Source organism: Brevibacterium sp. CS2 (assembly GCF_005280295.1).
GTDB lineage: Bacteria > Actinomycetota > Actinomycetes > Actinomycetales > Brevibacteriaceae > Brevibacterium > Brevibacterium pityocampae.
This window is the reverse complement of record NZ_CP040020.1, coordinates 2,350,816-2,374,083: the sequence shown is the minus strand read 5'-3', so window position 1 is coordinate 2,374,083 and position 23,268 is coordinate 2,350,816. Positions and strand designations below refer to the sequence as shown.

Below are 23,268 nucleotides of genomic sequence, written 5' to 3'. Positions count from 1 at the left end.
CGCCCGCAGTGCTGCGCGGCCGTGCGGTTCACGGAGCGGACACGGCTGGGAGTGTGTCCCGGAGCACATTAGGGTGGACCCATGAACTCGATCCCAGCGCTGCGATCCAGCACCATCGCCGACGTCCTCCGCCGCACCGCACGGCGCTCTCCCGACCGGACCGCCATCGTCTTCGGCGACCGGACGTGGACCTACGCCGAGCTCGACGCCGGGGTCACGGCGCTCGCCCGGCACCTCGTGTCCCAGGGCCTCGACCACGGCGACCGGGTGGCCGCCTATGGGAAGAACTCCGACCTCTACGCCCTCGTGTTCCTCGCCACGGTGCGCGCGGGCCTCATCCACGTGCCGGTGAATTATCAGCTCAAGAACGACGAGCTCGAGTACATCCTCGACGACTCCGGCGCTCGCCTTGTGATCTCGGACGCCACGATGGCCGCCGACGTCGACGCCACCGAGGCCGGCCGCGCCGCGCTGCGGGTCGACTTCGAGGACCTCCTCGACACCGCCCGGGCCGCGGACATCGCCCCGGAGGCGATGGGCGAGTTCGACGTCACCGACACCGACGTCGCCCAGCTGCTCTACACCTCGGGCACGACCTCGCTGCCCAAGGGCGCGGTGATGACGCACCGCGCCCTCCTCCACCACTACCTCAGCTGCCTCGATGTCCTCGACTTCGACGAGGGCGACCGACAGGTCCACGCGCTCCCGCTCTACCACTCCGCGCAGATGCACGTGTTCCTCATCCCGGCGCTCATCAAGGGCGCGTACAACATCATCGTCCCCGTCCCGGTGCCCGGCGACCTCCTCGCCCTCATCGAGTCCGAGGGGATCAACACCTTCTTCGCCGCGCCCACCGTGTGGGTCGCGCTCGTCAACCACCCGGACTTCGCCACCCGGGACCTCACGAGCCTGCGCAAGGCGTACTACGGCGCCTCGATCATGCCCGGACCGGTGCTCCACAAGCTCGTCGCACACCTCCCCGAGCTCGGGTTCTACAACTGCTTCGGGCAGTCGGAGATGGGCCCCCTGTGCACCGTGCTCCGGCCCGAGGAGCACAAAGACCGGCTCGGCTCGGCCGGCCGCGCGTGCCTGTTCGTCGAGACCCGGGTCGTCGACCCCTCGGGCGTCGACGTCGAGCCCGGCACCCAGGGCGAGATCCTCTACCGCTCCCCGCAGCTGTGCGAGGGCTACTGGAACAAGCCCGAGGCGACCGAGGAGGCGTTCCGCGACGGCTGGTTCCACTCCGGCGACCTCGTCATCCAGGACGCCGAGGGCTACGTCGAGGTCATCGACCGGGTCAAGGACGTCATCAACACCGGCGGCGTGCTCGTCGCGAGCCGCCAGGTCGAGGACGCGATCTTCGAGCTCGACTCCGTCGCCGAGGTCGCGGTCATCGGCATGCCGGACGAGAAGTGGATCGAGGCGATCACCGCCTATGTCGTCCGCAAGGACGACAGCCTCACCGCGGAGCAGGTCATCGAGCACGTCAAGGGTCGGCTCGCCGGCTTCAAGGTGCCCAAGGCGGTCCACTTCGTCGACGAGCTGCCGAAGAACTCCTCGGGGAAGATCCTCAAGCGCACGCTGCGCTCGCGCTGAGCGGGGCTACCTCCGGTGCGCGGCACCGGACCGGGAGTCCGTAGGATACTCGGTGGCCCGTTCACCCCAACCCCGAGGACACATCGATGAGCAGCACCTCCTCCCCGCGCTCCCGCACCCCGTTCTGGACGCTCCACGGCGACGGGAGGCGGATCGAGCCCGGAGCCGTGGTGCTGCCCGGCGAACGGCTCTCCTGGCCGCGCACCGCCGGGATCGGCGCCCAGCACGTCGTCGCGATGTTCGGCGCGACGTTCCTCGTGCCGCTGCTGAGCGGGTTCCCGCCGGCGACCACCCTGTTCTTCACCGCGGTCGGCACCCTGCTCTTCCTCCTCGTCACCGCCGGGAAGATGCCGTCCTACCTCGGCTCGTCGTTCGCCCTCCTCGCCCCGCTCGCCGCGGTCACCGGATTCGACCCGGAGTCGGGCACCGCGGTCGACCCGGCGAAGATGGCCCTCGCCCAGGGCGGGATCGTCTCCGTCGGCATCCTCCTCGCGCTCATCGGCGTCGTCGTCCATTTCGCCGGCACCCGCTGGATCGAGGTCACCATGCCGCCGATCGTCACCGGGACGATCGTCGCGCTCATCGGCTTCAACCTCGCCCCCGCGGCATGGAACTGGGTGCAGATGGCGCCGCTCACCGCGGTCATCACGATCGCCGCGATCCTCCTCACCACGGTGCTCTTCAAGGGCATCATCGGCCGGCTGTCGATCCTCGTGGGCGTGCTCGTCGGGTATGCCGCCGCCGCGCTCCAGGGCCAGGTCGACTTCGCGGCCATCGGAGAGGCGGGGTGGGTCGGCCTGCCGGAGTTCCACGCGCCCGCGTTCGACCTCGCGCTCCTCGGCCTTTTCCTCCCCGTGGTCCTCGTCCTCGTCGCGGAGAACATCGGCCACGTCAAGTCGGTGTCCGCGATGACCGGGCAGAACCTCGACCCGATCACCGGCCGGGCGCTGCTCGCCGACGGCCTCGCGACGACGCTCGCGGGCTCCGGCGGCGGGTCGGGCACGACGACCTATGCCGAGAACATCGGCGTCATGGCGGCGACCCGCGTGTACTCGACGGCGGCCTATGTCCTCGCAGCCCTCATGGCGCTCGTGCTCAGCATGCTCCCGAAGTTCGGCGAGGCGATCGCGACGATCCCGCCCGGCGTCCTCGGCGGCGCGGCGACCGTGCTGTACGGGATGATCGGCCTCCTCGGCATCCGGATCTGGGTGCAGAACCGCGTCGACTTCTCCGACCCGGTCAACCTCAACACCGCCGCCGTCGCCCTCATCGTCGCGATCGCGAACTACACGATCATGGCCGGGGACCTCACCTTCGAAGGCATCGCGATCGGCAGCGCGTGCGCGATCGGCATCTACCACCTCATGCGCGGGATCTCCCGCTGGCGGGGCACGAGCCTCGAAGCGGCGAGCCCCGCCTCGGTCCCGGGCGGAACCGAGCTCGAGGACGGACGCCGGACGGACGGGTGAGTGTGCCATACTGATTCCGCTGTCACCGTCGTCCGAACCGGGACGACAGGAACGGCGGTCGGGGCCTATAGCTCAGTTGGCTAGAGCATCTCGTTTACACCGAGAGGGTCGGGGGTTCGAGTCCCTCTGGGCCCACCAGAAGGTCGTTGTTCAAACGGACGACATCACCGGTTTGAGTTCCAGATTCCGCCGTCCGTCCCTGTTGGCGGACGGCGAGGGTCTGGACGTCGCGGTCGAGGAACACGTTGAACGGGACGCCGGGTTCGCCGTGGATGGTGTCGTCATCGGTGACGATGAGCTTGTCGAAGAAGGCTTGGTTGGCGATCCGGCGTAGCGAGTCGTCGATGCTCATGTAGATGGCGTGCATGTCCCCAGCGAGGGCGAGGCAGTCGTCCAGGTGTGCTTTGGCTTGTTCGTACTCGATGTCGCCGGCGTTGATCTGGGCGTCGAGGAACGCGAGCCGACGGGCGATGCGGTCCTGCTCCGAGCCGAGCAGGTCGAGGGGCACGGCTCCGGCGTAGTGAGCTTGCATGAGCTTGGTGCGCTCGTCACGGAGCGCGTCGCGTTCGGCTTTGTACCCCTGGGCCTCGTGCTTGGCGACCTGGTGCAGGCGGTCGAACTCGCTGGTGACCAGCTCGCGCAGCGCGGTAACGACGTGTTCGGGTTGAAGCGCCCTGGGTCTGATGGAGACTCGCGCTATTTGATTCCGACCAGGTGTTCGCGGTCGGCTTGGACAGCATAGAACGCGTTCTCGAACTCGGCGGGCGGGACGTCGCCGAGGTAGCCGTGGAGGCGCTGGGGACTGCTGACGGTTTAGTTGACTCCGGGGTTTATGCCGCCAGAGTGACGGCCTTGTGGTGAACAAGCTCGTATTCAACCGGAGTCAGTTTACCCAAACGCCGTTGCCGACGCTTCCGGTGGTAGGTCCGCTCGACCCAGTGGACGATCGATGTCCGCAACCTCGCTCGCGTGTCCCAACGGCCCCGGTCGAGGACGTTCTTCTGCAACACAGCGAAGAACGATTCCATCGCCGCATTATCACCAGCAGCGCCGACCCGACCCATCGATCCGACTAGCCCGTAACGCCGTAGAACCTGCTGGAACTTACGAGAGCGAAATTGCGACCCGCGATCCGAGTGAACGACACACCCTGCCACGGCTCGCGGTCCGCCACGACGAGCCACAGCGTCATCAATCGCCGCCACAGCCAGACGAGATTTCATCCTCGAATCGATGGCATAACCGACGATTCTGTTGCTGAACACATCCTTGACCGCGCACATATACAGCTTGCCCTCACTGGTGTGATGCTCGGTGATATCGGTCAGCCACAACTCGTTGACTGCCTTTGCTGTGAAGTCGCGTTCGACGAGGTCATCACACACTGGCGGGCCGGGCTTCTTACCGTGCTTCCGGGCTCGTTTGATCGTGTGGGAGAACAGCTCCTGCTGCGAGCACAGCCGCCACACACGACGTTCAGAGGCGCTGTATCCGCACGCCTGGAGCTCATCAGCGATGAACCGGTGCCCGAACTCAGGATCGTCCGTATGAACGTCGTAGGCGGCATTGATCAAGTGCGCCTCCTCGAGTTCCCGGTCAGAGACAGGTTTCGCGCACCACTTGTAGAAACCCTGCTTGGTAAAGCCGAGTACCCGGCAGGCCACTGCCACCGGCACCCCGGCGGCAGCAAGGTCGAGGACCAGCGGGTACATCATTTTGGGTGATGACCACCGAGCTTCAAGTTCGCTTGCGAGAGATACGCTGCAGCCTCGCGGAGGATCTTGTTCTCCCGCTCGAGTTCCCTGATCCGCTTCAGTGCTGCTGCCTGGGCGCGAGACTCCTCGACATCACGAGAGGGCTCGAGTCCGTGCTCACGCAGGCGTGAGTCACGCACCCAGGCCTGGAGAGCTGACTTCGAGATGCCGAGGTCGGCGCAGACCTGCTTCTGGGTCATCCCCTCGCCCAGGAGCTCGAGAGCTGATTGCTTGAACTCATCGGTGTAGATCTTTGGCATGACTTCCATCCTTCCTGGAACTTATCCAGTCGTGAAGTCAACTAAACCCTCAGCAGTCCCCTGCGTGTTGTGCCAGTGCACCCAACCGAGGGTGGCGAGCTCGAGATTCTCGACCGTCTTCCACGGCCCGGACCGGGCCGGCCCGCGGACGAGTTCGGCCTTGTAGTACCCGTTCACCGTCTCGGCCAGGGCATTGTCATAGCTGTCACCGACGGTCCCGATCGACGGCGTCGCGCCGATCTCCGCGAGGCGTTCGCCGTAGCGAATGGACGTGAATTGAGACCCCGCGTCGCTGTGACACCGCAGGTCCGCGTGGCGGTGACCTCTGGACCAGCGGGCCATCTCGATGGCGTCGAGGATCATCACGGTGCGCATGTGCGACGCGACCCGCCACCCGACGATCATGCGGGAGAACGCGTCGATGATGAAGCACACGAACGCGACACCGGCCCAGGTCGCCACGAACGTCAGATCCGTCACCTGTGACTTCGTCCGCTAAATGGCGGGGTTCTTCAGACGTTCAGTGGCGGCCTCCGCTCCCTCGCGCGCGATGGGTAGCAGTGATGCTCCGGCGTTCCGTAAGACCATGGGCTTACGGGAAGCCAGCGTCCGGGCGCCGGCGGCTCGATAACGCTTCAAGACGCAACCCAACCGTTGCACGTGGTTCGTCAACGTGCAACTATAGGGTTGCAAGCATGTGGATCAAACGAAGGACGGTCGAAATGAGCAGTGCAGGTGAAAACATGGACCGCATCGAGCGCGAAATCCTGATCGATGCGCCCATCGAGCGGGTGTGGGCGCTGGTGAGTGAACCGGGCTGGTGGGTCGGGGACGGCGACCCCTCTCATCGATCCGTCACCCAGGAAGGTGACCTCGTCGTCGTGGATTATCCGCCGTACGGTCGGTTCCCGGTATTACCCATCTCCAGCGATGCTCCTCGCTACGTCTCCTACCGCGGCGGAGAGGACCCCGGCCAGCAGCTCGTCGAGGGCACTTCCACGCTAGTGGAGTTCTTCTTGACCGAACAGGGCGGCGGCACGCTGTTGCGGGTGGTCGAGAGCGGCTTCACCTCCCTGTATCCCTCGGCCGACGCCCGCGCCACGGCCGTGGAGGACAACGTCGGAGGCTGGGAGATGCAGCTCGACGTCGCCAAGCGGGACGCCGAGCAAATGCAGGCATGACCAACTCCGCTGACACGGGACAGCCCCTCGGTGCTAACGCCGCCGCGAGCAATGGAGGCGATCAGAGCGTCGAGGCCGTCTTAGCGGCGCTGGCCGATCCGACACGTCGGCAACTTCTGAGTGCCCTCGTCGATATAGGTCAGGCCAGCGCGACGCTCCTCGCTGGTCGCCTGCCGGTTTCCCGCCAGGCGGTCGTGAAGCATCTGCACGTCCTTGAGACGGCAGGACTGGTCGAGCGGGTTCGAGCCGGCCGAGAGGTTCTGTACTTCGCGCGCCCCGATCCCCTAGACGCTTCCGCCCGATGGCTGGCCGATCTCTCCGCCACATGGGACACGAGGCTCAAGTCGCTCAAACGCGCGGCTGAGACGACGGCCGACGATTGACTGACTCATCCCAAATGCCGACACCATTGCACCCGTCAGGAGAATCCGTGAGCTATCAACCCGTCGTCGACGTCGACATGCTGATCCGCAAGGCACCCGGTGAGGTGTACCGAACCTTCGCCGACCCTGAGCGAATCTGCCGGTTCTGGCTGGCCGAATCTTCAGGGCCCCTACGCACCGGCGCGCGGGTCACCTGGACGTTCAAGATCGCTGGCGCCGTCGCCAAGGTAGAGGTCGTCGAGGCCCTCCCCAACCGGCTGCTCGACCTTCGCTGGGACGATGGGCGGCCGCTGAGGATCGACTTCGAGGACCGCGGCGACGCCACACTGGTGCACATCCGCGAGACCGACTTCGGGGGCGACACGCCGGCAGCCAACGCCATCGAATCGATGTCCGGTTTCACTCTCGTACTCGCGTCGCTGAAGGCGTGGCTTGAGCACGGCATCGAGGGTGACCTGATGTACGACAAGTTCCCCGATGCGGAGTACTCCGACCGCTGACAAACGTCGGTCGAGGGGTTCCGTCGGACCCGACTCCGACACCAGCGTGTGGCTTCGTTCGCTTGGTGGCGGGGTTTTTGCAGCGCTCCGTGGCGGTCTTGTTGCCGCGATCACGCAGGACTGGCTGCAGGTAGGTGTCGCGGTCTGAACCGAGAGGGGTGCGCCCGGTCGGGGCCGTTTGGATCGCTGCCGCTACGTCAGAGTCCGAAGGCTCCGCCGCTGACGAGGATCACGATGCCGAGGCCGATGAGAACGATGGGGAAGAGGATGTGCTCCCAGCGTTCGAGCACTTCGGCGATCGGGGGGCGGGTGGCGACGAACTTTGCCAGGGCCACCAGGACCGCGACGAGCGCGAGGAAGACGATGCAGTAGGCGACTACTGCGAGAGGTTCCACGCTGAGGAAGACAGGGGTGTAGACGCCGATGTTGTCGCCGCCGTTGGCAAGGGTGACGCCTGCGACTGTCCACACGCCGACCTTCTTGCCGGCAACCTTGGCCTCGTCGTCATCGTCGTCATCGTCTCCGCGCCAGGCCTGCCATGCGGCCCAGAGGCCGAGGCCCAGAGGGATGAGACCGAAGTACGGGATGGCTGCCGAGGGCAGGAATGCTCCGGCACCGATGGTCACCAGGACCGCGGCACCGAGGATGCCGGCGAATCCGAGGTACTGGCCGGCCAGAATGCGGGCGGTAGTGCCGCGCTGGCCTGCCCCTCGCGCGAAGAAGAGGGAGAGCACGATGATGTCGTCGATGTTGGTCGCTGCGAACAGGCCCATCGCCTGCAAGACCGAGGTGAGGATCATGCGCCCTCCCCAGCTGCGTCGCATCCGGGAAGCGAGCAGGCGGGATCGATGCACGGGGCGTCTTCGTCCACTGCCAGGGTGGCATCGACCAGTGCCGTCAGCGCCTGCGCCAGGTGCGAATCGGCGATCTCATATCGTGTCCGACGACCCTCGGGCTCGGAGACGACGATCCCGCAATCGCGCAGGCATGCCAGGTGGTTGGACACGTTCGGGCGTGTCAGGTCCAGATCTCGGGCCAGTTCCGCCGGGTAAGCGGGATGGTCGAGCAGGGTCAAGATGATCCGGGATCGAGTGGGGTCGGCCAGTGCACGACCCAGGCGGTTCATCACGTCGAGACGCGAAGCAATAGTCAGCATGGACTGAACTATACAGCGCGCACTGAACACTCGGTCACAGGCGTCAGCCCAGATCGCATGCCCGTAAGGGGAACCTCGACCGGACACACCCACTCCCGACATGGGAGTCCGATAGCATGCCTGACGAGGTGTCCCGTAAGACCCGTCCGGTGAACTGTTCGGTGACGGGGCCTTATATGACACACTTAGAAGCATGTCCGCTTTGAAGGTCGGGTACGCCCGGGTCTCCACCGATGAACAGGACCTCACCGCCCAGCGCGATGGCCTCAGCGCTCTCGGTGTCGACGCGATGCGCATATACGTCGATCACGGACTGACCGGCCGCAATGCGGATCGCGCCGGGCTGCGGCAGGCGCTGGCGGCATGCCGGGCCGGTGACACGTTCGTGGTCACCAAGCTCGACCGGTTGGCACGTTCGGTGCGCGATGCTCACGAGATTGCCGATGACCTCGCGGCCCGCGAGGTGAAACTCAGCATCGCCGGATCGGTGTATGACCCGACGGACCCGATGGGCAAACTGCTGTTCAACGTGCTGGCGATGGTCGCCGAGTTCGAAGCCGACCTCATTCGCGCCCGCACCCGCGAGGGGATGAAGGTCGCCAAGGCCAAGGGCCGGCTGCGCGGGAAGTCTCCGAAGCTCACCCCACGCCAGGAGGCTCACCTCGTCCAACTGCATGCCGCCAAGGAGCACACCGTGGGCGAGCTGGCCGAGCTGTTCAGCGTCGGCCGCTCCACGGTCTACCGTGCCCTGGAGCGCGCGCAGCGTGGCCGCGAGAGCGTCGTGCAGTAGGTGCGCGGCGATGGACGCTGCGGCGCGGTGGCGCATTCTCCGGCTCCATGTGGAGGACGAGGTTCCGCTCGCGCGTCTGGCCCGCGAGTCCGGCGTCGGGCTGCGGACCCTGGAGCGCTGGCACGCCCGCTACCGGACCGACGGCTACGCGGGCCTGGAGACGGCCTCGCGAATGGACGCCGGCACCCACCGCTTGCCGACCGATCTCGTCCACGTGATCGAGGGTCTGGCGCTGAGCAAGCCGCGGCCGGCTATCGCCACGATCCATCGCAAGGTCACCGGCATCTGCGGCATCCACGGGTGGCCGGTCCCGTCCTATTCGGTGGTGTGGGAGATCGTGCGCGCCCTGGACCTGGGCATGGTCACCCTCGCCCTGGAAGGCGCGGCGTCCTATCGCGACAAGCACGAGCTGGTGCTGCGCCGGCAGGCGGAGTGGCCCAACGCGATGTGGCAGTCCGATCACACGTTGCTCGACATCCTGGTAGTCGGCACCGATGGCAAGCCTGCCCGGCCGTGGTTGACGACCATCCTCGATGACTGCTCCCGAGCGATCTGCGGCTATACCGTCGTCCTGGGCGCACCGTCGGCGATGAACACCGCGCTGGCGCTGCGGCAGGCGATCTGGCACAAGGCCGACCCGGCCTGGCCGATGTGCGGCCTACCGGACGTGCTCTACGTCGATCACGGCAGTGACTTCATCAGCCACCAGCTCGCCGGCACCGCCGTCGACCTCCACATCCGGCTGATCCATTCCACCGTCGCCCGCCCCCAGGGCCGGGGCAAGATCGAGCGGTTCTTCGGCACCGTCAACACCGAGTTGCTGGCCGACCTGCCCGGATACATCGGCGAAGGCCAGCCCTGGCCAACACCGACACTGTCCCTGGCCGAGCTCGATACCGCCGTCGAAAGGTTCGTGGCCACCTACAACGACCGCACGCACAGCGAGATCGGCACCTCCCCGCGCAGCGCGTGGATCGCCGAGGGCTGGCTGCCCCGCATGCCCGAGAGCCTGGAAGCTCTCGACGGACTGTTGCTGACCGTGGCCAAGACCCGCGTCGTGCGCCGCGATGGCATCCGATTCCAGGGCCTGCGCTACGTCTCCCCGACCCTGGCCGGCTACGTCGGACAGTCGGTCGTGATCCGTTACGACCCTCGCGACATCACCGAGATCCGCGTCTTCGACCACGACGAGTTCCTCTGCAAGGCCGTCAACCAGGAGCACCACGACCAGAAGGTCAGCCTCAAAGAGATCCAGGCCGCTCGCAACGCGAGACGCCGGGCACTACGGGCCGGCATCAACGAACGCATCGCTGTCGTGGCCGCACACACCACCGAGACACCACCTCCCGCGGAGGAACCAGCGGCGGCGCAGACGCCGAAACGGAAGTTGAAGGTCTACAAGGAGGACCTGAGGTGAGCCAGCGCTTCATCGTCACCAAAGAACACCGCCGCTTCACCGAGTTCGCCGACGCCGTGCGCCGCGGCCACACCATCGGCCTGTGCTTCGGGCCGGCCGGAGTGGGCAAGACGCTCTCGGCGCGCCGCTACGCGCACTGGGACAAGGCCCACGATCTGCTGACCTACTGGGGGCCGCGCTCCGACGATGACGCCAAGATCTACGCCGCCCTGAACCGGAGCCGCACCGTGCTCTACACCCCCAGCGTGCTGACCACCCCGCGGACCCTGAAGGATGAGCTCAATCAGGCCATCACCCGCACCAACATCTGCATCGAACAGCACCTCGCGCCGCACGGCGACGTCACGCCCGAGACCTGGGGATGGCGCCGCAGCAGGAACTACGTCGAGCTGATCATCGTCGACGAGGCCGAACGGCTCCGCCCCGCCGCCCTGGAACTGCTGCGCGACCGCTACGACCGAGACGACATCGCACTGATCCTGATCGGCATGCCCGGACTGGAGAAGCAGTTCAGCCACTACCCCCAGTTCTACAGCCGGGTCGGGTTCGCCCATCAATACCGACCCCTGGGTCAGGACGAACTGTTGTTCGTCCTGCAACGACACTGGCGCTCCCTCGGCAAGACCCTCGACCCCGAAGACTTCACCGACGCCCAAGCCATCGCCGCCATCGCGCGGGTCACCCGCGGCAACTTCCGGCTGCTCGAACGCCTCATCCCCCAGATCCAGCGCGTGCTGAAGATCAACGAACTCGACACCATCACCAACGACGTCATCGAAGCCGCCCAAAGCACCCTGGTCATCGGCGTCACCTGACCCCGGCCCGCCACGGAACGTCGGAAGAACCCCGCCATTTAAACGCAGAAGTCACACCGTCACCCAGAGCCGGTTCGGAGCGGTCGCGGTGAACTCCCGCTGCACCAGATCCGGGTGTCGCGCGGACGCCGGATCCGGCCTGGTCGTCTTCACCCGTTTCGAGCGCCTCGCGCCCTCGATCCCTGCCACCTTCATCAACCTCGCGGTCTGGTCGCGGCCGATCGCGATCCCCGCCCGCCGGGCCGCCTTCCAGAGCTTGCGGACCCCGTAGACCCGGTAGTTCGCCTCCCACAGCTCGACGAGCCGCGGGATCAGCTCCTCGTCCCGCTGGGCACGGGCGGACGGGGTGCGGGTCTTAGCGGCGTAGTAGCTGCTCGGAGCCACCTGCAACTGTCTGCAGATGAGCTCGACTCCGAGCCGGCGACCGTCGACGAGGTCGTCCTTGTTCGCGTCGATGAACGCGACTACTTCCGGTAGTGGCGGTCGAGCTCCGCCCCGAAGAAAGACGCAGCCCGCTTCAGCACCTCGTTGGCCCGGCGAAGCTCGCGGACTTCTTGCTCGAGCTCTTTCACCCGCTGCGCCTCCGCCGAGCTCACGCCGGAGGTGACACCCTCGTCGATGTCGGCCTGCTTCACCCACATCCGCACGGATTCGACCCCGTACCCGAGCTGCGTCGCGACTCGCTGCACGGTTCCTTGCGTGACCCCGAGCTCGGACCGCAGCGTCCTCACCATCCGCACCGCGGCGGCCTTCTCCTCGTCCGAGTAGCGACGCGTCGTCGGCTTCCCATTCGCCAGTTCCTTCGGCATAACTCCATCCTCGTTTCCAAGGTCAGGAGCCTCCAACAAACTCAGGGCGCTTCAGGTATCTGGACGTGGCGGTAGTAGTCCTCGACCGCGGCTTCGATGTCGGGCACGAACATGGACTTTCGTTCGCAATTGGTGCGGCGGGCGTGCCATCCGGTGCACATGAAGTAGGGGTAGATCACGCCGCGGCGGCTCTTGGCGTTGGTCAGCGTCAGCCGTGACCCGCACTGCCCGCAGTACAGGCTGCCTTTGAGGTAGTGATCATGGGTCTGGGTCTTCTCCCCGGAGGCGCTGTGAACCGTCCTGGGTTAGTTCCTAGACGGCAGTTAAAGTATCGACTTGTCTTGCCACGGTTTCAAAATGCTTAGCTTCGACCTCGGCCGGGGGGCCTGTCAAATGGTGTGTGTAAGGGGTGTGGCACCACCCCCTGAAGGAGACACACTGTGACGATTGACGCCATGCCGAAGATGAGCGCCGAGGAGCGCGCTGAGCGTCGTAGAAAGCAGGCCGAGCTCGCGGCCGAGCTCAAGACCACCGGAGCCCTGGATGAGGTCTTCGCCCGGATCGATGCCGGTGAACCGCTGACCGGAGACGGCGGGGTGCTGGGCGGGATGCTCAAGGCCGCCCTGGAGCGGGGCCTGGAGGCCGAGCTGAGTGAGCACGTGGGCTATGAGAAGGGCGCGGTCGACGCCGCCGACCACCCGAACTCCCGTAACGGGCACTACGCCAAGACCGTGACGAGCGAGGTCGGGGACATCGAGCTCGCGATCCCGCGCGATCGGGCCGGGACCTTCACCCCGATGCTGGTAGGCAAGGGTCAGCGCCGCCTGGACGGGGTCGACGGGATGATCATCTCGCTGTACGCCGGCGGGATGACGCTGCGCGACATCTCCCACCACCTAGCCTCCACGGTCGGGGTGGACGTGAGTCACGAGACGATCGGCAAGGTCGTGGACTCCATCGCCGAGGAGGTCCTCGCGTGGCAGCGCCGTCCGCTGGAGTCGCTGTACCCGGTGATCTACCTCGACGCGATCATGGTCAAGGTCAAGGACGGCTCTCACGTGGTCAACAAGGCCGCCCACATCGCCGTCGGCGTGGACATGGACGGCATCAAGCACGTCCTGGGGATCTGGGTCCAGACCCACGAGGGCGCGAAGTTCTGGGCCCAGGTCTGCACGGACCTCGCCAACCGCGGGGTGCGCGACGTGCTGATCGTGTGCTGCGACGGGCTGACCGGCTTCCCCGAGGCGATCGAGGCGACCTGGCCGCTGGCCACCGTGCAGACCTGCGTGGTCCACCTGATCCGCGCCGCGATGCGGTTCGTGTCCTACGGGGACCGCAAGGCCGTCGCCACGGCGCTGAAGCCGATCTACACCGCCGCCAGCGAGGACGCGGCTCTGGAGGCGCTGGAGGCATTCGAGGCCGGCCCCTGGGGCACGAAGTACCCCGCCGCGGCGCGGACGTTCCGGGCGGCCTGGGAGCGGTTCATCCCGTTCCTGGCCCTCCCGCCCGAGCTACGCCGCGTCATCTACACGACGAACGCGATTGAGTCGCTGAACTACCAGCTGCGCAAGGTCACCAAGAACCGCGGCCACTTCCTCAACGACGCCGCCGTGGTCAAGCTGCTGTGGCTGGCGATCTGCAACATCGAGGACAAGCGAGCCCGGGAGCGCGAGAAGGAACGCGGCCTACCCGCCGCTGAACGCCGAGCCCCCGGACGCCTCATCGAAGGATCGGTAACCACGAACTGGAAGGCCGCCCTCGGCCAACTCGCCCTCGTCTACCCCGAACGAATCGAACCCTACTTGTAACCCCCGTCACACCCCTTACACACAGGGATTGACAAGCCCACCGATCAGCGACTGCGGAGGGCTCTGACGAATGAGGTGACCATGGTGTCGAAGACCATCGCCCAGACCGCTGGTCCGATCCAGAACCAGTGCTGGCCGACCAGTTCGATCGCCGGCACACGACCCGGGCGGCCCAGATGCATGCTCGCCGCCGTTCGCATGCCCAGCAGGAAGACCATGCTCCACAGTCCGGCCGAAAAGGTCATCGGCAGCGTGTGGACGGCATGTCGCCAGATTCCCTCGGCGCCGATCGACATGACGCCGGTCGCCATCACCGAGGCCCAGCGTCGACGGGCTCAGCCCCCACCGTCTGTGCATTCCGGTGGGATTGCGATCGGCCGTGCTCATTCGCTTCTCATTCTCGTCGCCGTGTGTCAAGGGACATCGACGTCTTCGGTAGTGCGACCCTACCCCTGAAATCGCCTTACGGTCCCGGCCATCTAGAGGGCGCCGCGGTCCCATCGAAAGACCGCACGGACTCTGTGCAGGAAACCGATGTGCAATTCGTGACAACTGGGTCTTCTCGGGTCACTCTCCCACTATTTTCATGAGAGAATTCATTGGAGTTACCAATGGGTAATTTCGCATGGAGTCGCCCGTTGCGCACCCCCCCCCCACGTGCCGGTAGTGGCGTATTCTGCAGTCACCTGCGCGGTGCAGAATTCTTCGGCACTGACCGGAGCGACGAAGGCACAGACGATTGGGAGCGATGGCTATGGAGAGCACGATGAACACTCTCGCCGAGGACACCGACATCGACGCGCCAGCGGTCGCGGTGCGCGGTTGGTCGCTGTCCGGCAAACAGGGCGATGTGTTCACCGATATCGACCTCGAGGTGCCGACCGGTGCCATCGCTGTCGTACGTGGTCCCGCTGGCAGCGGGAAGACCTCTCTCCTCCTGTCCTTGGCAGGAAGGATGCGGGTCTCCGAGGGGGAGGGCCGCCTCGGCGATATCGATATCCGCAAGCAGGCCCGCACCGTGCGCGGGCAGGTTGCGGTCGGACATATCGGCGGGCTGACGGACCTTGAGGACGATTTCACGGTTGCACAGCACGTCGCAGAACGACAGATCATGCTCCAGCCCTGGTACAAGCCGTGGGCGTCGAAATCGACCCTGCGTGAGGTCATCGGTCTCATTCGGGACACCTTCACCACGGCCACGGAGATCATTGACGAACTCCCGCCGGGGACGTTCTCGAAGCAGGACGCCCAGCGCGCGGACTTCCTCATCGACGATGACGGAGAGGTATTCGTCTCTGAGCTGAGTGAGCTGCAGAAATTCTTCCTCGAACTCGGGCTGGCGAGTCTCAGCCGCCAACCCGTCGTCGTCATCGACAACATCGACTACCTGCGCGAATCCGCCGACCGAGCCCGTGCTTGGGCCGGGATCCTCATCTACCAGCAGCTGCGCAGATCACGGGATCCCGAGGACCTGCTCACGGTCATCGTCTCCTGCGAGGACTCGAGCGAACTCGACATCGCCACCAGGTCGCTCGACTCCCGCGCGGAGCCGTCGATTGTCGAACTCGAACTGCCGCCCCACCCTCCCGCTCATCGCGGGTCCAAACACTGAACTTCCTGCCCACGTATACGAATCCGAGGAGATTCCCGAATGTTCTCCCTGCCCTGGTTAGAACTCTCACGATTCAAACGCCACACGATCACGCGCTTGGCGATGATCGTCATCATCGTCATCCCGTCGATCTACGGTGGGCTCTACCTGGCCTCGAATTGGGACCCGGCCGGGCACCTCGACAAGCTGCAGGCAGCGATCGTCAACGAGGATACCGGCGCCGAGAAGCCCGAGTCGGACGGAGAGAAGCTCGACGCCGGTCAGGAACTCGTTGACGAGATCACGCGGAAGGGCGAAGGCGGATTCGACTGGCAGGAGACCAGCCAGAAAGAAGCCGACGAGGGGCTGGCTGAAGGGAAGTACTTCGCGGTCCTCGAGATCCCCTCGGACTTCTCCGAGATGCTCGTGTCGACCGGCGGTGACCATCCGGAGCAGGCAGGGCTGCGGCTGCGCACCGACGACGCCCACAACTTCATCGTCGGGCAGATGGCCGGGACCATCCTCTCCGAGATCAAGGACGGACTGAGTAAGACGACGACCGCCGAGTACGTCAACCAGGTGTATCTCGGATTCAACGATATCCACTCCGAGACGGAGAAGGCTGCAGACGGTGCGGCCGAACTGCACGACGGAGCAGACCAACTCCACGACGGTACCAGCGAACTCGTCGGTGGGACGACGAAGCTCGACAAGGGCATCGGAACCCTGCAGACCGGGCTCAACGACCTCGATAAGGGCGCAGGTGAACTGAAGAAAGGCAGCGGCGACCTTGCCGACGGTGCCGACACCCTGGCGAAATCCACCACAGAGGCGAAGAACGGTTCGAAGAAACTCGCCGACGGCGCAGGACAGGTCGCCGACGGCACCTCGGAGCTGCGTGATACCGCCGACGAGGCCACGAGGAAGGCCGAGGACGTCAAACGAAAGGCCGATGACGTCGTCGATGGGGCCCGCCCCAAGCTCGAGCGCGCCGAAGGGGACTTCGACGATGCTCGAACCACCGTGCGAGGGGATATGGACGACCGGATCAAGCAGCTGCAGGAGGACTATCCGGACGACCCGAACGTCAAGAAACTCGCCGAGGAGGCCGACGGCCTCGGCGAGGACCTCGATTCCGCGCACCAGCGCGCCTCCGATGCCAAGGATAAGGCCAAGAACCTCGAGGACAAGCTGACCGACGCGGTCGACGGGGTGATGGACGAGATCCGCACGGCGGATAAGAAGATCGGTCAGCTCGACGACGGAGCGCAGAAGGTCGCGACCGGTGCCGACGACCTCCACTCCGGGCTGATCAAGCTCGACGCAGGTGCGGGAAAGCTCGCCAAAGGTGTCGGGGACCTCCATGACGGTGCCGTCCAGCTCAAGGACGGCACGGCGAAGGCCAAGGACGGAGCCGGTGATCTCAAGGACGGTTCGGAACAGCTCGTTGACGGGTCGACCGAACTCGACAAGGGCGCGGGCAAACTCGATGACGGCTCCGGCGAACTCGCCGATGGTCTGCAGAAGGGACTTGAGCAGATCCCGACCTATGACAAGAAGGACCGGGAGAACCGTTCGGATGTCGTGGCTGTTCCCGTCGATGCAGACAAAGTCAAGGACAACGCGGTCGACGCCTATGGCGAGGGACTGTCCGCGTTCTTCGTCTCCTTGGCCCTGTGGATCGGCGGAATGATCACCTATATGGTCATCAACGCCATTCCATATCGGGCGCTGTTCTCATCGGCGACTTCGTCGCGCATCGCCTGGGCCGGCTACGTTCCCGGGCTGCTCTTCGGTATCGCTCAAGTCGCAGTTCTCTATGCGATCCTCGCATTCACCTTGGACTTCTCGGCCGGAGCGTGGCTGTGGACGCTGCTGTTCTCGATGCTCGCGGCGGCGTGTTTCCACTCCGTGCACCAGTTGTGTGTCGCGGCCTTGGGCGGTGTCGGCAGACTGATCGCCCTGGTCCTGCTGATGCTGCAGATCGCTTCGGCAGGCGGAACCTATCCGGTGGAGACGGCACCGAAGATCTTCCAGATCATCTCGCCGTTCCTGCCGATGACGCACGCGGTCAAGGGCCTGCGGACCCTGGTCGCCGGCGGCGACATGTTCATCGCCGCGCAGGCGGCAGTGGTGCTGCTGCTGATGACTGCAATCCCCCTGGTCGCCACAACCGTGGTCTGCAGTCGCAAGCGTATGGTCACTCTCACTCAGCTCCACCCGAGCCTGCAGCTGTAGGCCGGGCCGGGTGCGGGGTCGTGCCTTGGGGTTCGGGCTGCAGAGTTGTCGCGGGACTGAACCGTCCTGGGTTTCATTCCTAGACGGCAGTTAAAGTATCGACTTGTCTTGCCACGGTTTCAAAATGCTTAGCTTCGACCTCGGCCGGGGGGCTTGTCAAGTGAATTGTGTGCGGGGTTTTACAGGTATCGGTTGATTCGGTCGGGGTAGGCCACGGCCAGCTGGGCCAGGGCTTGTTTCCAGTTCGTCGTGACTTGGCCCTCGACGAGCCGGCCGGAAGCTCTTCGTGTGCCGGCCTTGCCGCGCTCCTTCTCGCGTTCACGGGCGCGCTTGTCCTCGATGTTGCAGATCGCCAGCCACAGCAGCTTGACCACGGAGTCGTCGGTGGGGAACTGGGAGCGGTTCTTCGTGACCTTGCGCAGCTGGTAGTTCAGCGACTCGATCGCGTTGGTCGTGTAGATCACCCGGCGCAGGTCGGGTGGGAACTGCAGGAAAGGGGTGAATCGGTCCCAGGCGTTCTCCCATACCGCCACGGCTGAGGGGTACTTCTGGCCCAATGGTGATTCGGCGAACTCCGTGAGCGCTTGCAGGGCCGTCTCCTCGTTCGCAGCGGCGTAGATCGTCTTGAGCTCCTTCGACACGGCCTTGCGGTCGCCGTAAGCGACGAACCGATTCGCTGCCCGGATCAGGTGGACGACACAGGTCTGGACCATGGAATCCGGCCAGGTCGCCTCGATCGCCTCAGCCAGGCCGGTCAGTCCGTCGCAGCACACGATGAGCACGTCGCGGACGCCGCGGTTGGCCAGCTCCGCGCACACGTGGGCCCAGAACGAGGCGCCTTCGGTGTTCTGCACCCAGATGCCGAGCACGTGCTTGATGCCGTCCATGTCGACACCGACGGCGATGTGAGCGGCCTTGGATCTGACGTGGCCGTTGTCGCGGACCTTGACCCGGATCGCGTCGAGGTAGATGACCGGGTAGAACTCCTCCAAGGGTCGATTCTGCCACTCCATCACCGCCTCCAGCACCGCATCGGTGATATTGGCGATCGTCTCGTGCGACAACTCGGTGCCGATCGTCGACAGCAGGTGGTGCTGGATATCCCGGATCGTCATCCCGCCGGCGTAGAGGCTGATGATCATGTCATCGAGTCCACCCAACCGCCGGGAGCCCTTCGGCACCAGCCTGGGGGTGAACGACCCGTCCCGGTCCCGGGGCACGGCGATCTCGATATCGCCGGCCTCCGACGCGACGGTCTTGGCATAGGAGCCGTTGCGGGAATTGGCCGTCACCTTGTCGTCGCGGTCGCCCTTGGCGTAGCCCAGGTGCGAGGTCATCTCCGCCTGCAGGCCTCGCTCGAGTGTCTCCTTGATCAGCGCCGGCACCAGACCACCGTCGCCGGTCAGCTCGACCTCACCGGAATCGATCTTGGAAAACAGCTCATCCAGAGCCCCGGACGCCTTGAGCTGCTCAATCAGCTCGGATGCCTGATTCGGGTTCGATTGTGCATCGGTCACAGTCACCATCATGTCCTCTCATGAGTGAACCGGTACACAATTCATTTGACACCCCCCGGCCGGGGTCCGATGTCCGAGTCCTTCATGCAGCCGGCCGGTGTTCCACCAGTGCACCCAGTTCATCGTCGCGAACTCCACCTCGGTCAGCCCAGCCCACGCCGGCTGCGAGTAGATCAGCTCAGTCTTGTACAGCCCGTTGACCGTCTCAGCCAGTGCATTGTCATAGCTGTCTCCTACACTCCCCACAGACGGCCGGATACTCGCGTCAGCGGGTCGCTCGGTGTAGGCCACGGCAACGTACTGCGAGCCTCTGTCAGAGTGGTGGACGAGCTGCTCAGCACCACCGCGGGCAGTTCAGCGCATGCTCCAAAGCCTCCAGCGACAGCGCCTCAGTCGTCATCGACGACCGCGTCGCCCACCCGACGATGCGGCGGCTATACGCGTCGATGACGAATGCCGTGTAGACGAATCCGCACGAGGTCCGCACGTAGGTGATGTCAGCGACCCACAGACGGTTCGGCGCCGGCGCTTTGAAGTCCCGCATCACCAAATCCGGACGCTGATCCGGCACACGGGCCAGCACCGTCGTACGCGGCTTCCGACCGCGCACGACCCCTGTCACGCCGGCCACGCGCATGAGCCTCGCTGTCTGGTCCCGGCCGATATCCCATCCGGCTCGGCGCATCGCGTGCCACATCTTCCGCACCCCGTAGACGCCGTAGTTCGCAGCATGGAGCCGCTTGACCTCCTCGACGAGAAGACCATCGCGAATGGCGCGAGCTGCGGGCGTCCGGGATTTCGCTGCCCGGTAGCCACGGGAGGTGATGAACCCGCACGCCGTCGCGCCCAGGACGCGACAGATGAACTCGACCCCGAAACGATCCCGGAACGTGTCGATGAACCGGATCATTTCGTCGTGGGACGGTCGAGTTCCGCGGCGAAAAACGCTGACGCGGTCTTGAGGATCTCGTTCGCGCGTTTGAGCTCCTTGACCTCGCGGCGCAACCGCTTGAGTTCCTCGAGGTCCGCGCTCGTAGGACCTTCTTCGACACCGGCGTCACGGCGGGCCTGCTTCGACCATCCCCGCAAAGTATGCGGCGAGACGCCCAGCTTCTCCCCGACGGCAGTCGCCGCTGTCCATTCCGAGGTCTCCTCAATGCGGCGATGGTCCTGCATCACCCGCAGCGCCCGCTCCTTGAACTGCGGGGTATACGACTTGGCCATGTTCCAATCCTCCTCGATCACGTAGATCGGAACGAAACCCAGGACGGTTCACTGCGACTGTGCCTTGCTGGCCAGAACCGACCCCAGTCTGCGCGCTTGGGGCGGGTGCAGAAAGGCTGTTTAGCAGCGTCTTTCGGTAGCGTGTGTGTGGCGAACCGGTAGCGCGGGCGGGACGGCCGGGTAGCGGCGATCCCGCCCGCGGTGGTGTTCAGTCGGCGGCGTCGAGTTTGGTGTGGCGACGCATGTTCGGGCCGGCGAGTTGGACCAGTTCGGCGTTGGACACGATCCGGTTGAGGATCGATTCCGCGATCACGGCGTCATGGAGTGATTTGTACCAGTCGGTGGGGTCGAACTGTGATGTGACGGCTGTCGAGCCTCGTCCCTCACGTGCGGCGAGAATGTTGAGGAGCTCGGCTGCGATCTCGGGGCTGATGGGCGTGGTGAGGAAGTCATCCAATACGAGCAGGTCGCACTCGTGCAGATTCTGGAGGAAGCGGAGCCGTCCTGGGTCGGAGTGGTGCTGGACGGCGAGTTGGTTGGCGAGGTCGTCAAGCCGATAGTATCTGGCTGTGTAGTCGCGTCTGCAGGCGGCGTTGACGAGGGCTTGAGCAAGATATGACTTCCCCACGCTCGAGGAACCCAAGATCACGAGGTTGGTGCAGCGATCGATCCAGCCGCACGATGCAAGCCTGGCGACGACGTCACGGTTCAGTGAGCGCCCATCGAGGTAGTGGATGTCCTCAACGCAGGCAGCCGGGTTCGGGGTGTGCGAGGCTTTCAAGAGCTTGAGCATCCGCCGTTCGCCGCGGGCCGTGCTCTCTCGTTCGAGGGCGTGTCTGATCTTCTGGGAGAAGGTCCACTCATCACAGTCGGGGTCGTTGGCGATCTCGATGACCGCTTCGCCGAAGGCGGTCATGCGTAGCTTCGTGAACAGGGGCATGTCATCAACACTCAGGTGCATGTCAAGCATCGTCAGCCTCCCGCGTGTTCTGCGCCGTGAGGGTTTCGAGGCTGAATGCAGAGATCCCTGCCAGGTGGGCCCCACTGGTGTCTCGACCTGCCGATGATGCCCGAGCAGCGGCGGTGCCAGGCGGTGCGGCCGGCAGCGTGCGAGGTCTTTCGTCCTGCTGAGCCTGCAGCGCGCTCGTGGTGTTCTTGACCGCGGTGTAGGTGATCTGGCGGTGCTCATCACTGTCGATGAGGTGTTGACATGCCTGTTCCAGCAGCACTCGGCCACGACGTTTGCCCAGGTCGAGGATGTTCATACACGAACGGAACCCCTGCGCCTCGATCTTCTTGCGATCGAGCAGGCGCTCCAGGGCTGCGACGGTGGCCGGGCCGACTTTCGCCGCCTGGCGGAGGAAGTAGGTGCGCGTCCACAGTCCCGCCGTCTCTGCCAGGTAGGCAGGTGCATGATCCGGGTCGGTGACGTAGCCGTTGCGATGCCTGCCTCGCCGGTGCCTGGCGACCACGTCCCCGCCGGCGAGGACCTCGACCTGGCTGCCGACGATGCGCACATCCACACTGACTCCCGCGAACTCGTACGGCACGGAATACTTGATCGTGTCGATCTGGATATGCCAGTCCCGATGCACCTTCGCTTTCCTCCAGACGACTGGCTCCCATCTGTGCTCGGGCAGTTCGAGCAGTTCCGGCTTCTCCGCCTCCGTGAACCAGGCGTGGCGGCTGCGTTCCTCACCGCGGAACGGGGTTCTGTGGTTGATCCACTCCACCCGTTCAGCGAGGGCTTCGTTGAGGTCATCGAGAGAGGCGAAGACCTGATCGGCGAGGTAGTGGATGGCCCAGTTCGTCACGACTTTCACACCGGCTTCGACATTGCCCTTATCCCGCGGAGCAGCTGAACGTGTGGGGACTGCAGCGCTGCGGTGATGCTCGAGGAACTGTGCGTAGGCTGCGTTGACGTCGCGTGTGCGTTCGGTCTTGCTGATCTGGTTCGACGCCGTCGAAGCATTGTCCGGGACGACCATGAGGGGCACACCGCCGATGAACTCGAATGCCCGCTGATGAACTCGAATGCCCGCTGATGACCATCACACCAGGCAGACAGTTTCTCGTCGAGGTAGCCGCGGGCGTAGACGAATCCGGAGTAGGGCAGCGTCGCGACGAACACCGATACCCGGGTGCTCTCTCGTGTGATCGGGTCGAGCAGCTGCATCGGGGACCCGGCCCAATCGACTTGCATCGTGTGCCCGGGCACATGCCGGATGGGGGCGGTGAGATCATGCACGCGCACGTGCTCGGCGACGAGCTCGCAGAACCGGTCGTACCCGTAGTGACGCACGCCCGCGGGCGCATCGGTGTTGACGTACTTCGCCCAGAGCACTTTCAGTGGAGGCTTCTTCCGGCCCACTCTGGCTTGCACGATGGAGTCGAAGTCGATCGGGGCGAATTCGCCGGCGCTGCTCTTGCGGCCGTCGGAGAACAACCGGTCAAGATCCTCGGCGCTGAGCCCCTCGACGTCAGCAACGGTGCTCAAGCGGTGCTCGTCGAGGACGCGGCGAGCTCTGGCGATCGCGCGATGCGAACAGCTGGCCATCACCTCGATCTGCCGGTAGGAACGCTGCTGGATCAGCAACATCATGATGCGTCGGTAGTCGGCCATAGTCGGGGTCCTTCCATCCAGTGCAGCCTCCGTTGGCTGCAGGTGAAAGCAATCCTGGAACACAACACCCGCAAGCGCTACCGATTCCACCCGCCAGTGCTACCGGACCGTCCCACGAACGCTACCGAACCCCGCGG

At 65.1% G+C, this 23,268-nt stretch carries 20 protein-coding genes, 1 tRNA gene, 4 pseudogenes and 1 other annotated feature; of the genes and pseudogenes, 13 read left to right on the top strand and 12 right to left on the bottom strand.

Going from position 1 to position 23,268, the window contains the following annotated elements:
- Positions 1 to 81 precede the first annotated feature (81 nt).
- From FDF13_RS10700 to FDF13_RS14845, 4 genes are all read left to right on the top strand, one after another.
- Positions 82 to 1,596 (top strand): fatty acyl-CoA synthetase, encoded by a 1,515-nt coding sequence (locus FDF13_RS10700; protein ID WP_137319618.1) that lies wholly within the window; start codon positions 82 to 84, stop codon positions 1,594 to 1,596.
- A gap of 86 nt (positions 1,597 to 1,682) precedes the next feature.
- Complete coding sequence (locus tag FDF13_RS10695) at positions 1,683 to 3,065, top strand: uracil-xanthine permease family protein (RefSeq protein ID WP_137319617.1); 1,383 nt, start codon at positions 1,683 to 1,685, stop codon at positions 3,063 to 3,065.
- A 61-nt stretch (positions 3,066 to 3,126) separates the two neighbouring features.
- A tRNA-Val gene (locus FDF13_RS10690) sits at positions 3,127 to 3,203 on the top strand.
- Between the two features lie 223 nt (positions 3,204 to 3,426).
- Positions 3,427 to 3,807 (top strand): hypothetical protein, encoded by a 381-nt coding sequence (locus tag FDF13_RS14845; protein ID WP_217494855.1) that lies wholly within the window; start codon positions 3,427 to 3,429, stop codon positions 3,805 to 3,807.
- Positions 3,808 to 3,895: 88 nt separating this feature from the next.
- On the opposite strand, the pseudogene FDF13_RS10680 reads toward FDF13_RS14845, so the two are convergent.
- Positions 3,896 to 5,010 (bottom strand): annotated as a pseudogene (locus tag FDF13_RS10680) (IS3 family transposase); the annotation flags it as partial.
- Positions 5,011 to 5,139: 129 nt separating this feature from the next.
- Positions 5,140 to 5,559: pseudogene (locus FDF13_RS10675) on the bottom strand (DDE-type integrase/transposase/recombinase); the annotation flags it as partial.
- Positions 5,560 to 5,774: 215 nt separating this feature from the next.
- On the opposite strand from FDF13_RS10675, the gene FDF13_RS10670 reads away from it, so the two are divergent.
- From FDF13_RS10670 to FDF13_RS10660, 3 genes are read left to right on the top strand one after another with little or no spacing between them, the layout of a single operon-like run.
- Complete coding sequence (locus FDF13_RS10670; protein ID WP_217494854.1) at positions 5,775 to 6,260, top strand: SRPBCC family protein; 486 nt, start codon at positions 5,775 to 5,777, stop codon at positions 6,258 to 6,260.
- Positions 6,257 to 6,643 carry a helix-turn-helix transcriptional regulator gene (locus tag FDF13_RS10665; RefSeq protein WP_083545934.1) on the top strand — a complete coding sequence of 129 codons (387 nt, stop codon included), beginning with the start codon at positions 6,257 to 6,259 and terminating at the stop codon, positions 6,641 to 6,643. Before FDF13_RS10670 ends, FDF13_RS10665 begins: the two co-directional genes overlap by 4 nt.
- 47 nt (positions 6,644 to 6,690) lie before the next feature.
- Positions 6,691 to 7,143, top strand: a complete 453-nt coding sequence (locus FDF13_RS10660) for an SRPBCC domain-containing protein (protein WP_164513548.1) — start codon at positions 6,691 to 6,693, stop codon at positions 7,141 to 7,143.
- A gap of 197 nt (positions 7,144 to 7,340) precedes the next feature.
- Here FDF13_RS10660 and FDF13_RS10655 read toward each other — a convergent pair whose 3' ends face one another.
- Together FDF13_RS10655 and FDF13_RS10650 are read right to left on the bottom strand one after the other, a co-directional pair.
- Positions 7,341 to 7,943 (bottom strand): cadmium resistance transporter, encoded by a 603-nt coding sequence (locus tag FDF13_RS10655; RefSeq protein WP_016997609.1) that lies wholly within the window; start codon positions 7,941 to 7,943, stop codon positions 7,341 to 7,343.
- A complete protein-coding gene (locus FDF13_RS10650) occupies positions 7,940 to 8,299 on the bottom strand; it encodes a helix-turn-helix transcriptional regulator (RefSeq protein WP_006590980.1) in 360 nt (119 codons plus the stop codon). The genes FDF13_RS10655 and FDF13_RS10650 overlap by 4 nt, the downstream gene beginning before the upstream one ends.
- Before the next feature lie 193 nt (positions 8,300 to 8,492).
- Here FDF13_RS10650 and FDF13_RS10645 point away from each other — a divergent pair, with 193 nt between their 5' ends.
- The 3 genes from FDF13_RS10645 to FDF13_RS10635 are packed head-to-tail and all read left to right on the top strand — an operon-like array spanning position 8,493 to position 11,321.
- Positions 8,493 to 9,089: a recombinase family protein gene (locus tag FDF13_RS10645; protein ID WP_101652514.1), complete on the top strand. Its 597-nt coding sequence runs from the start codon at positions 8,493 to 8,495 to the stop codon at positions 9,087 to 9,089.
- Positions 9,090 to 9,099: 10 nt separating this feature from the next.
- Complete coding sequence (locus FDF13_RS10640) at positions 9,100 to 10,506, top strand: Mu transposase C-terminal domain-containing protein (RefSeq protein ID WP_101652516.1); 1,407 nt, start codon at positions 9,100 to 9,102, stop codon at positions 10,504 to 10,506.
- Positions 10,503 to 11,321 carry an AAA family ATPase gene (locus FDF13_RS10635; protein ID WP_101652518.1) on the top strand — a complete coding sequence of 273 codons (819 nt, stop codon included), beginning with the start codon at positions 10,503 to 10,505 and terminating at the stop codon, positions 11,319 to 11,321. The genes FDF13_RS10640 and FDF13_RS10635 overlap by 4 nt, the downstream gene beginning before the upstream one ends.
- 57 nt (positions 11,322 to 11,378) lie before the next feature.
- On the opposite strand, the pseudogene FDF13_RS10630 reads toward FDF13_RS10635, so the two are convergent.
- Positions 11,379 to 12,130, bottom strand: a pseudogene (locus FDF13_RS10630) (IS3 family transposase); the annotation flags it as partial.
- Positions 11,697 to 11,831: a sequence feature (AL1L pseudoknot), on the bottom strand. Its footprint overlaps the pseudogene before it by 135 nt.
- Before the next feature lie 41 nt (positions 12,131 to 12,171).
- Positions 12,172 to 12,336 (bottom strand): zinc ribbon domain-containing protein, encoded by a 165-nt coding sequence (locus tag FDF13_RS10625; RefSeq protein WP_245873472.1) that lies wholly within the window; start codon positions 12,334 to 12,336, stop codon positions 12,172 to 12,174.
- 258 nt (positions 12,337 to 12,594) lie between these two features.
- On the opposite strand from FDF13_RS10625, the gene FDF13_RS10620 reads away from it, so the two are divergent.
- The gene (locus FDF13_RS10620; RefSeq protein ID WP_254668976.1) at positions 12,595 to 13,938 is read left to right on the top strand and encodes an IS256 family transposase; all 1,344 of its coding nucleotides are present in this window, start codon (positions 12,595 to 12,597) and stop codon (positions 13,936 to 13,938) included.
- Between the two features lie 44 nt (positions 13,939 to 13,982).
- On the opposite strand, the gene FDF13_RS10615 is transcribed toward FDF13_RS10620, so the two are convergent.
- Positions 13,983 to 14,234, bottom strand: coding sequence for a hypothetical protein (locus tag FDF13_RS10615; RefSeq protein WP_137319614.1), 252 nt, complete (start codon positions 14,232 to 14,234; stop codon positions 13,983 to 13,985).
- Positions 14,235 to 14,704: 470 nt separating this feature from the next.
- On the opposite strand from FDF13_RS10615, the gene FDF13_RS10610 reads away from it, so the two are divergent.
- Both FDF13_RS10610 and FDF13_RS10605 read left to right on the top strand, forming a co-directional pair.
- Positions 14,705 to 15,550, top strand: coding sequence for an ATP-binding cassette domain-containing protein (locus FDF13_RS10610; RefSeq protein ID WP_254668782.1), 846 nt, complete (start codon positions 14,705 to 14,707; stop codon positions 15,548 to 15,550).
- Between the two features lie 39 nt (positions 15,551 to 15,589).
- On the top strand, positions 15,590 to 17,767 hold the full coding sequence (locus tag FDF13_RS10605) for a YhgE/Pip domain-containing protein (RefSeq protein ID WP_137319613.1): 2,178 nt from the start codon (positions 15,590 to 15,592) through the stop codon (positions 17,765 to 17,767).
- A 179-nt stretch (positions 17,768 to 17,946) separates the two neighbouring features.
- Here FDF13_RS10605 and FDF13_RS10600 read toward each other — a convergent pair whose 3' ends face one another.
- The 5 genes and pseudogenes from FDF13_RS10600 to FDF13_RS15340 form a co-directional block, all read right to left on the bottom strand.
- Positions 17,947 to 19,296, bottom strand: coding sequence for an IS256 family transposase (locus FDF13_RS10600; protein ID WP_137318492.1), 1,350 nt, complete (start codon positions 19,294 to 19,296; stop codon positions 17,947 to 17,949).
- Positions 19,297 to 19,302: 6 nt separating this feature from the next.
- Positions 19,303 to 20,508, bottom strand: a pseudogene (locus FDF13_RS10595) (IS3 family transposase).
- A 208-nt stretch (positions 20,509 to 20,716) separates the two neighbouring features.
- The gene (locus tag FDF13_RS10590; protein ID WP_137319612.1) at positions 20,717 to 21,478 is read right to left on the bottom strand and encodes an ATP-binding protein; all 762 of its coding nucleotides are present in this window, start codon (positions 21,476 to 21,478) and stop codon (positions 20,717 to 20,719) included.
- Entirely contained in the window at positions 21,471 to 22,331 is an 861-nt protein-coding gene (locus tag FDF13_RS10585) for a hypothetical protein (protein ID WP_254668781.1), read from the bottom strand. Before FDF13_RS10585 ends, FDF13_RS10590 begins: the two co-directional genes overlap by 8 nt.
- The gene (locus FDF13_RS15340; protein WP_254668780.1) at positions 22,328 to 23,131 is read right to left on the bottom strand and encodes a hypothetical protein; all 804 of its coding nucleotides are present in this window, start codon (positions 23,129 to 23,131) and stop codon (positions 22,328 to 22,330) included. The genes FDF13_RS10585 and FDF13_RS15340 overlap by 4 nt, the downstream gene beginning before the upstream one ends.
- Positions 23,132 to 23,268 lie beyond the last annotated feature (137 nt).

Coding starts and splice junctions, on each gene's coding strand:
- FDF13_RS10600 (WP_137318492.1), bottom strand. CDS start 19,296: ATGATGGTGACTGTGACCGATGCACAATCGAACCCGAATCAGGCATCC.
- FDF13_RS10615 (WP_137319614.1), bottom strand. CDS start 14,234: ATGTCGATCGGCGCCGAGGGAATCTGGCGACATGCCGTCCACACGCTG.
- FDF13_RS10650 (WP_006590980.1), bottom strand. CDS start 8,299: ATGCTGACTATTGCTTCGCGTCTCGACGTGATGAACCGCCTGGGTCGT.
- FDF13_RS10665 (WP_083545934.1), top strand. CDS start 6,257: ATGACCAACTCCGCTGACACGGGACAGCCCCTCGGTGCTAACGCCGCC.
- FDF13_RS10655 (WP_016997609.1), bottom strand. CDS start 7,943: ATGATCCTCACCTCGGTCTTGCAGGCGATGGGCCTGTTCGCAGCGACC.
- FDF13_RS10620 (WP_254668976.1), top strand. CDS start 12,595: ATGAGCGCCGAGGAGCGCGCTGAGCGTCGTAGAAAGCAGGCCGAGCTC.
- FDF13_RS10605 (WP_137319613.1), top strand. CDS start 15,590: ATGTTCTCCCTGCCCTGGTTAGAACTCTCACGATTCAAACGCCACACG.
- FDF13_RS10695 (WP_137319617.1), top strand. CDS start 1,683: ATGAGCAGCACCTCCTCCCCGCGCTCCCGCACCCCGTTCTGGACGCTC.
- FDF13_RS10670 (WP_217494854.1), top strand. CDS start 5,775: ATGTGGATCAAACGAAGGACGGTCGAAATGAGCAGTGCAGGTGAAAAC.
- FDF13_RS10700 (WP_137319618.1), top strand. CDS start 82: ATGAACTCGATCCCAGCGCTGCGATCCAGCACCATCGCCGACGTCCTC.
- FDF13_RS10640 (WP_101652516.1), top strand. CDS start 9,100: ATGGACGCTGCGGCGCGGTGGCGCATTCTCCGGCTCCATGTGGAGGAC.
- FDF13_RS10590 (WP_137319612.1), bottom strand. CDS start 21,478: ATGCTTGACATGCACCTGAGTGTTGATGACATGCCCCTGTTCACGAAG.
- FDF13_RS10610 (WP_254668782.1), top strand. CDS start 14,705: ATGAACACTCTCGCCGAGGACACCGACATCGACGCGCCAGCGGTCGCG.
- FDF13_RS15340 (WP_254668780.1), bottom strand. CDS start 23,131: ATGGCCGACTACCGACGCATCATGATGTTGCTGATCCAGCAGCGTTCC.
- FDF13_RS10645 (WP_101652514.1), top strand. CDS start 8,493: ATGTCCGCTTTGAAGGTCGGGTACGCCCGGGTCTCCACCGATGAACAG.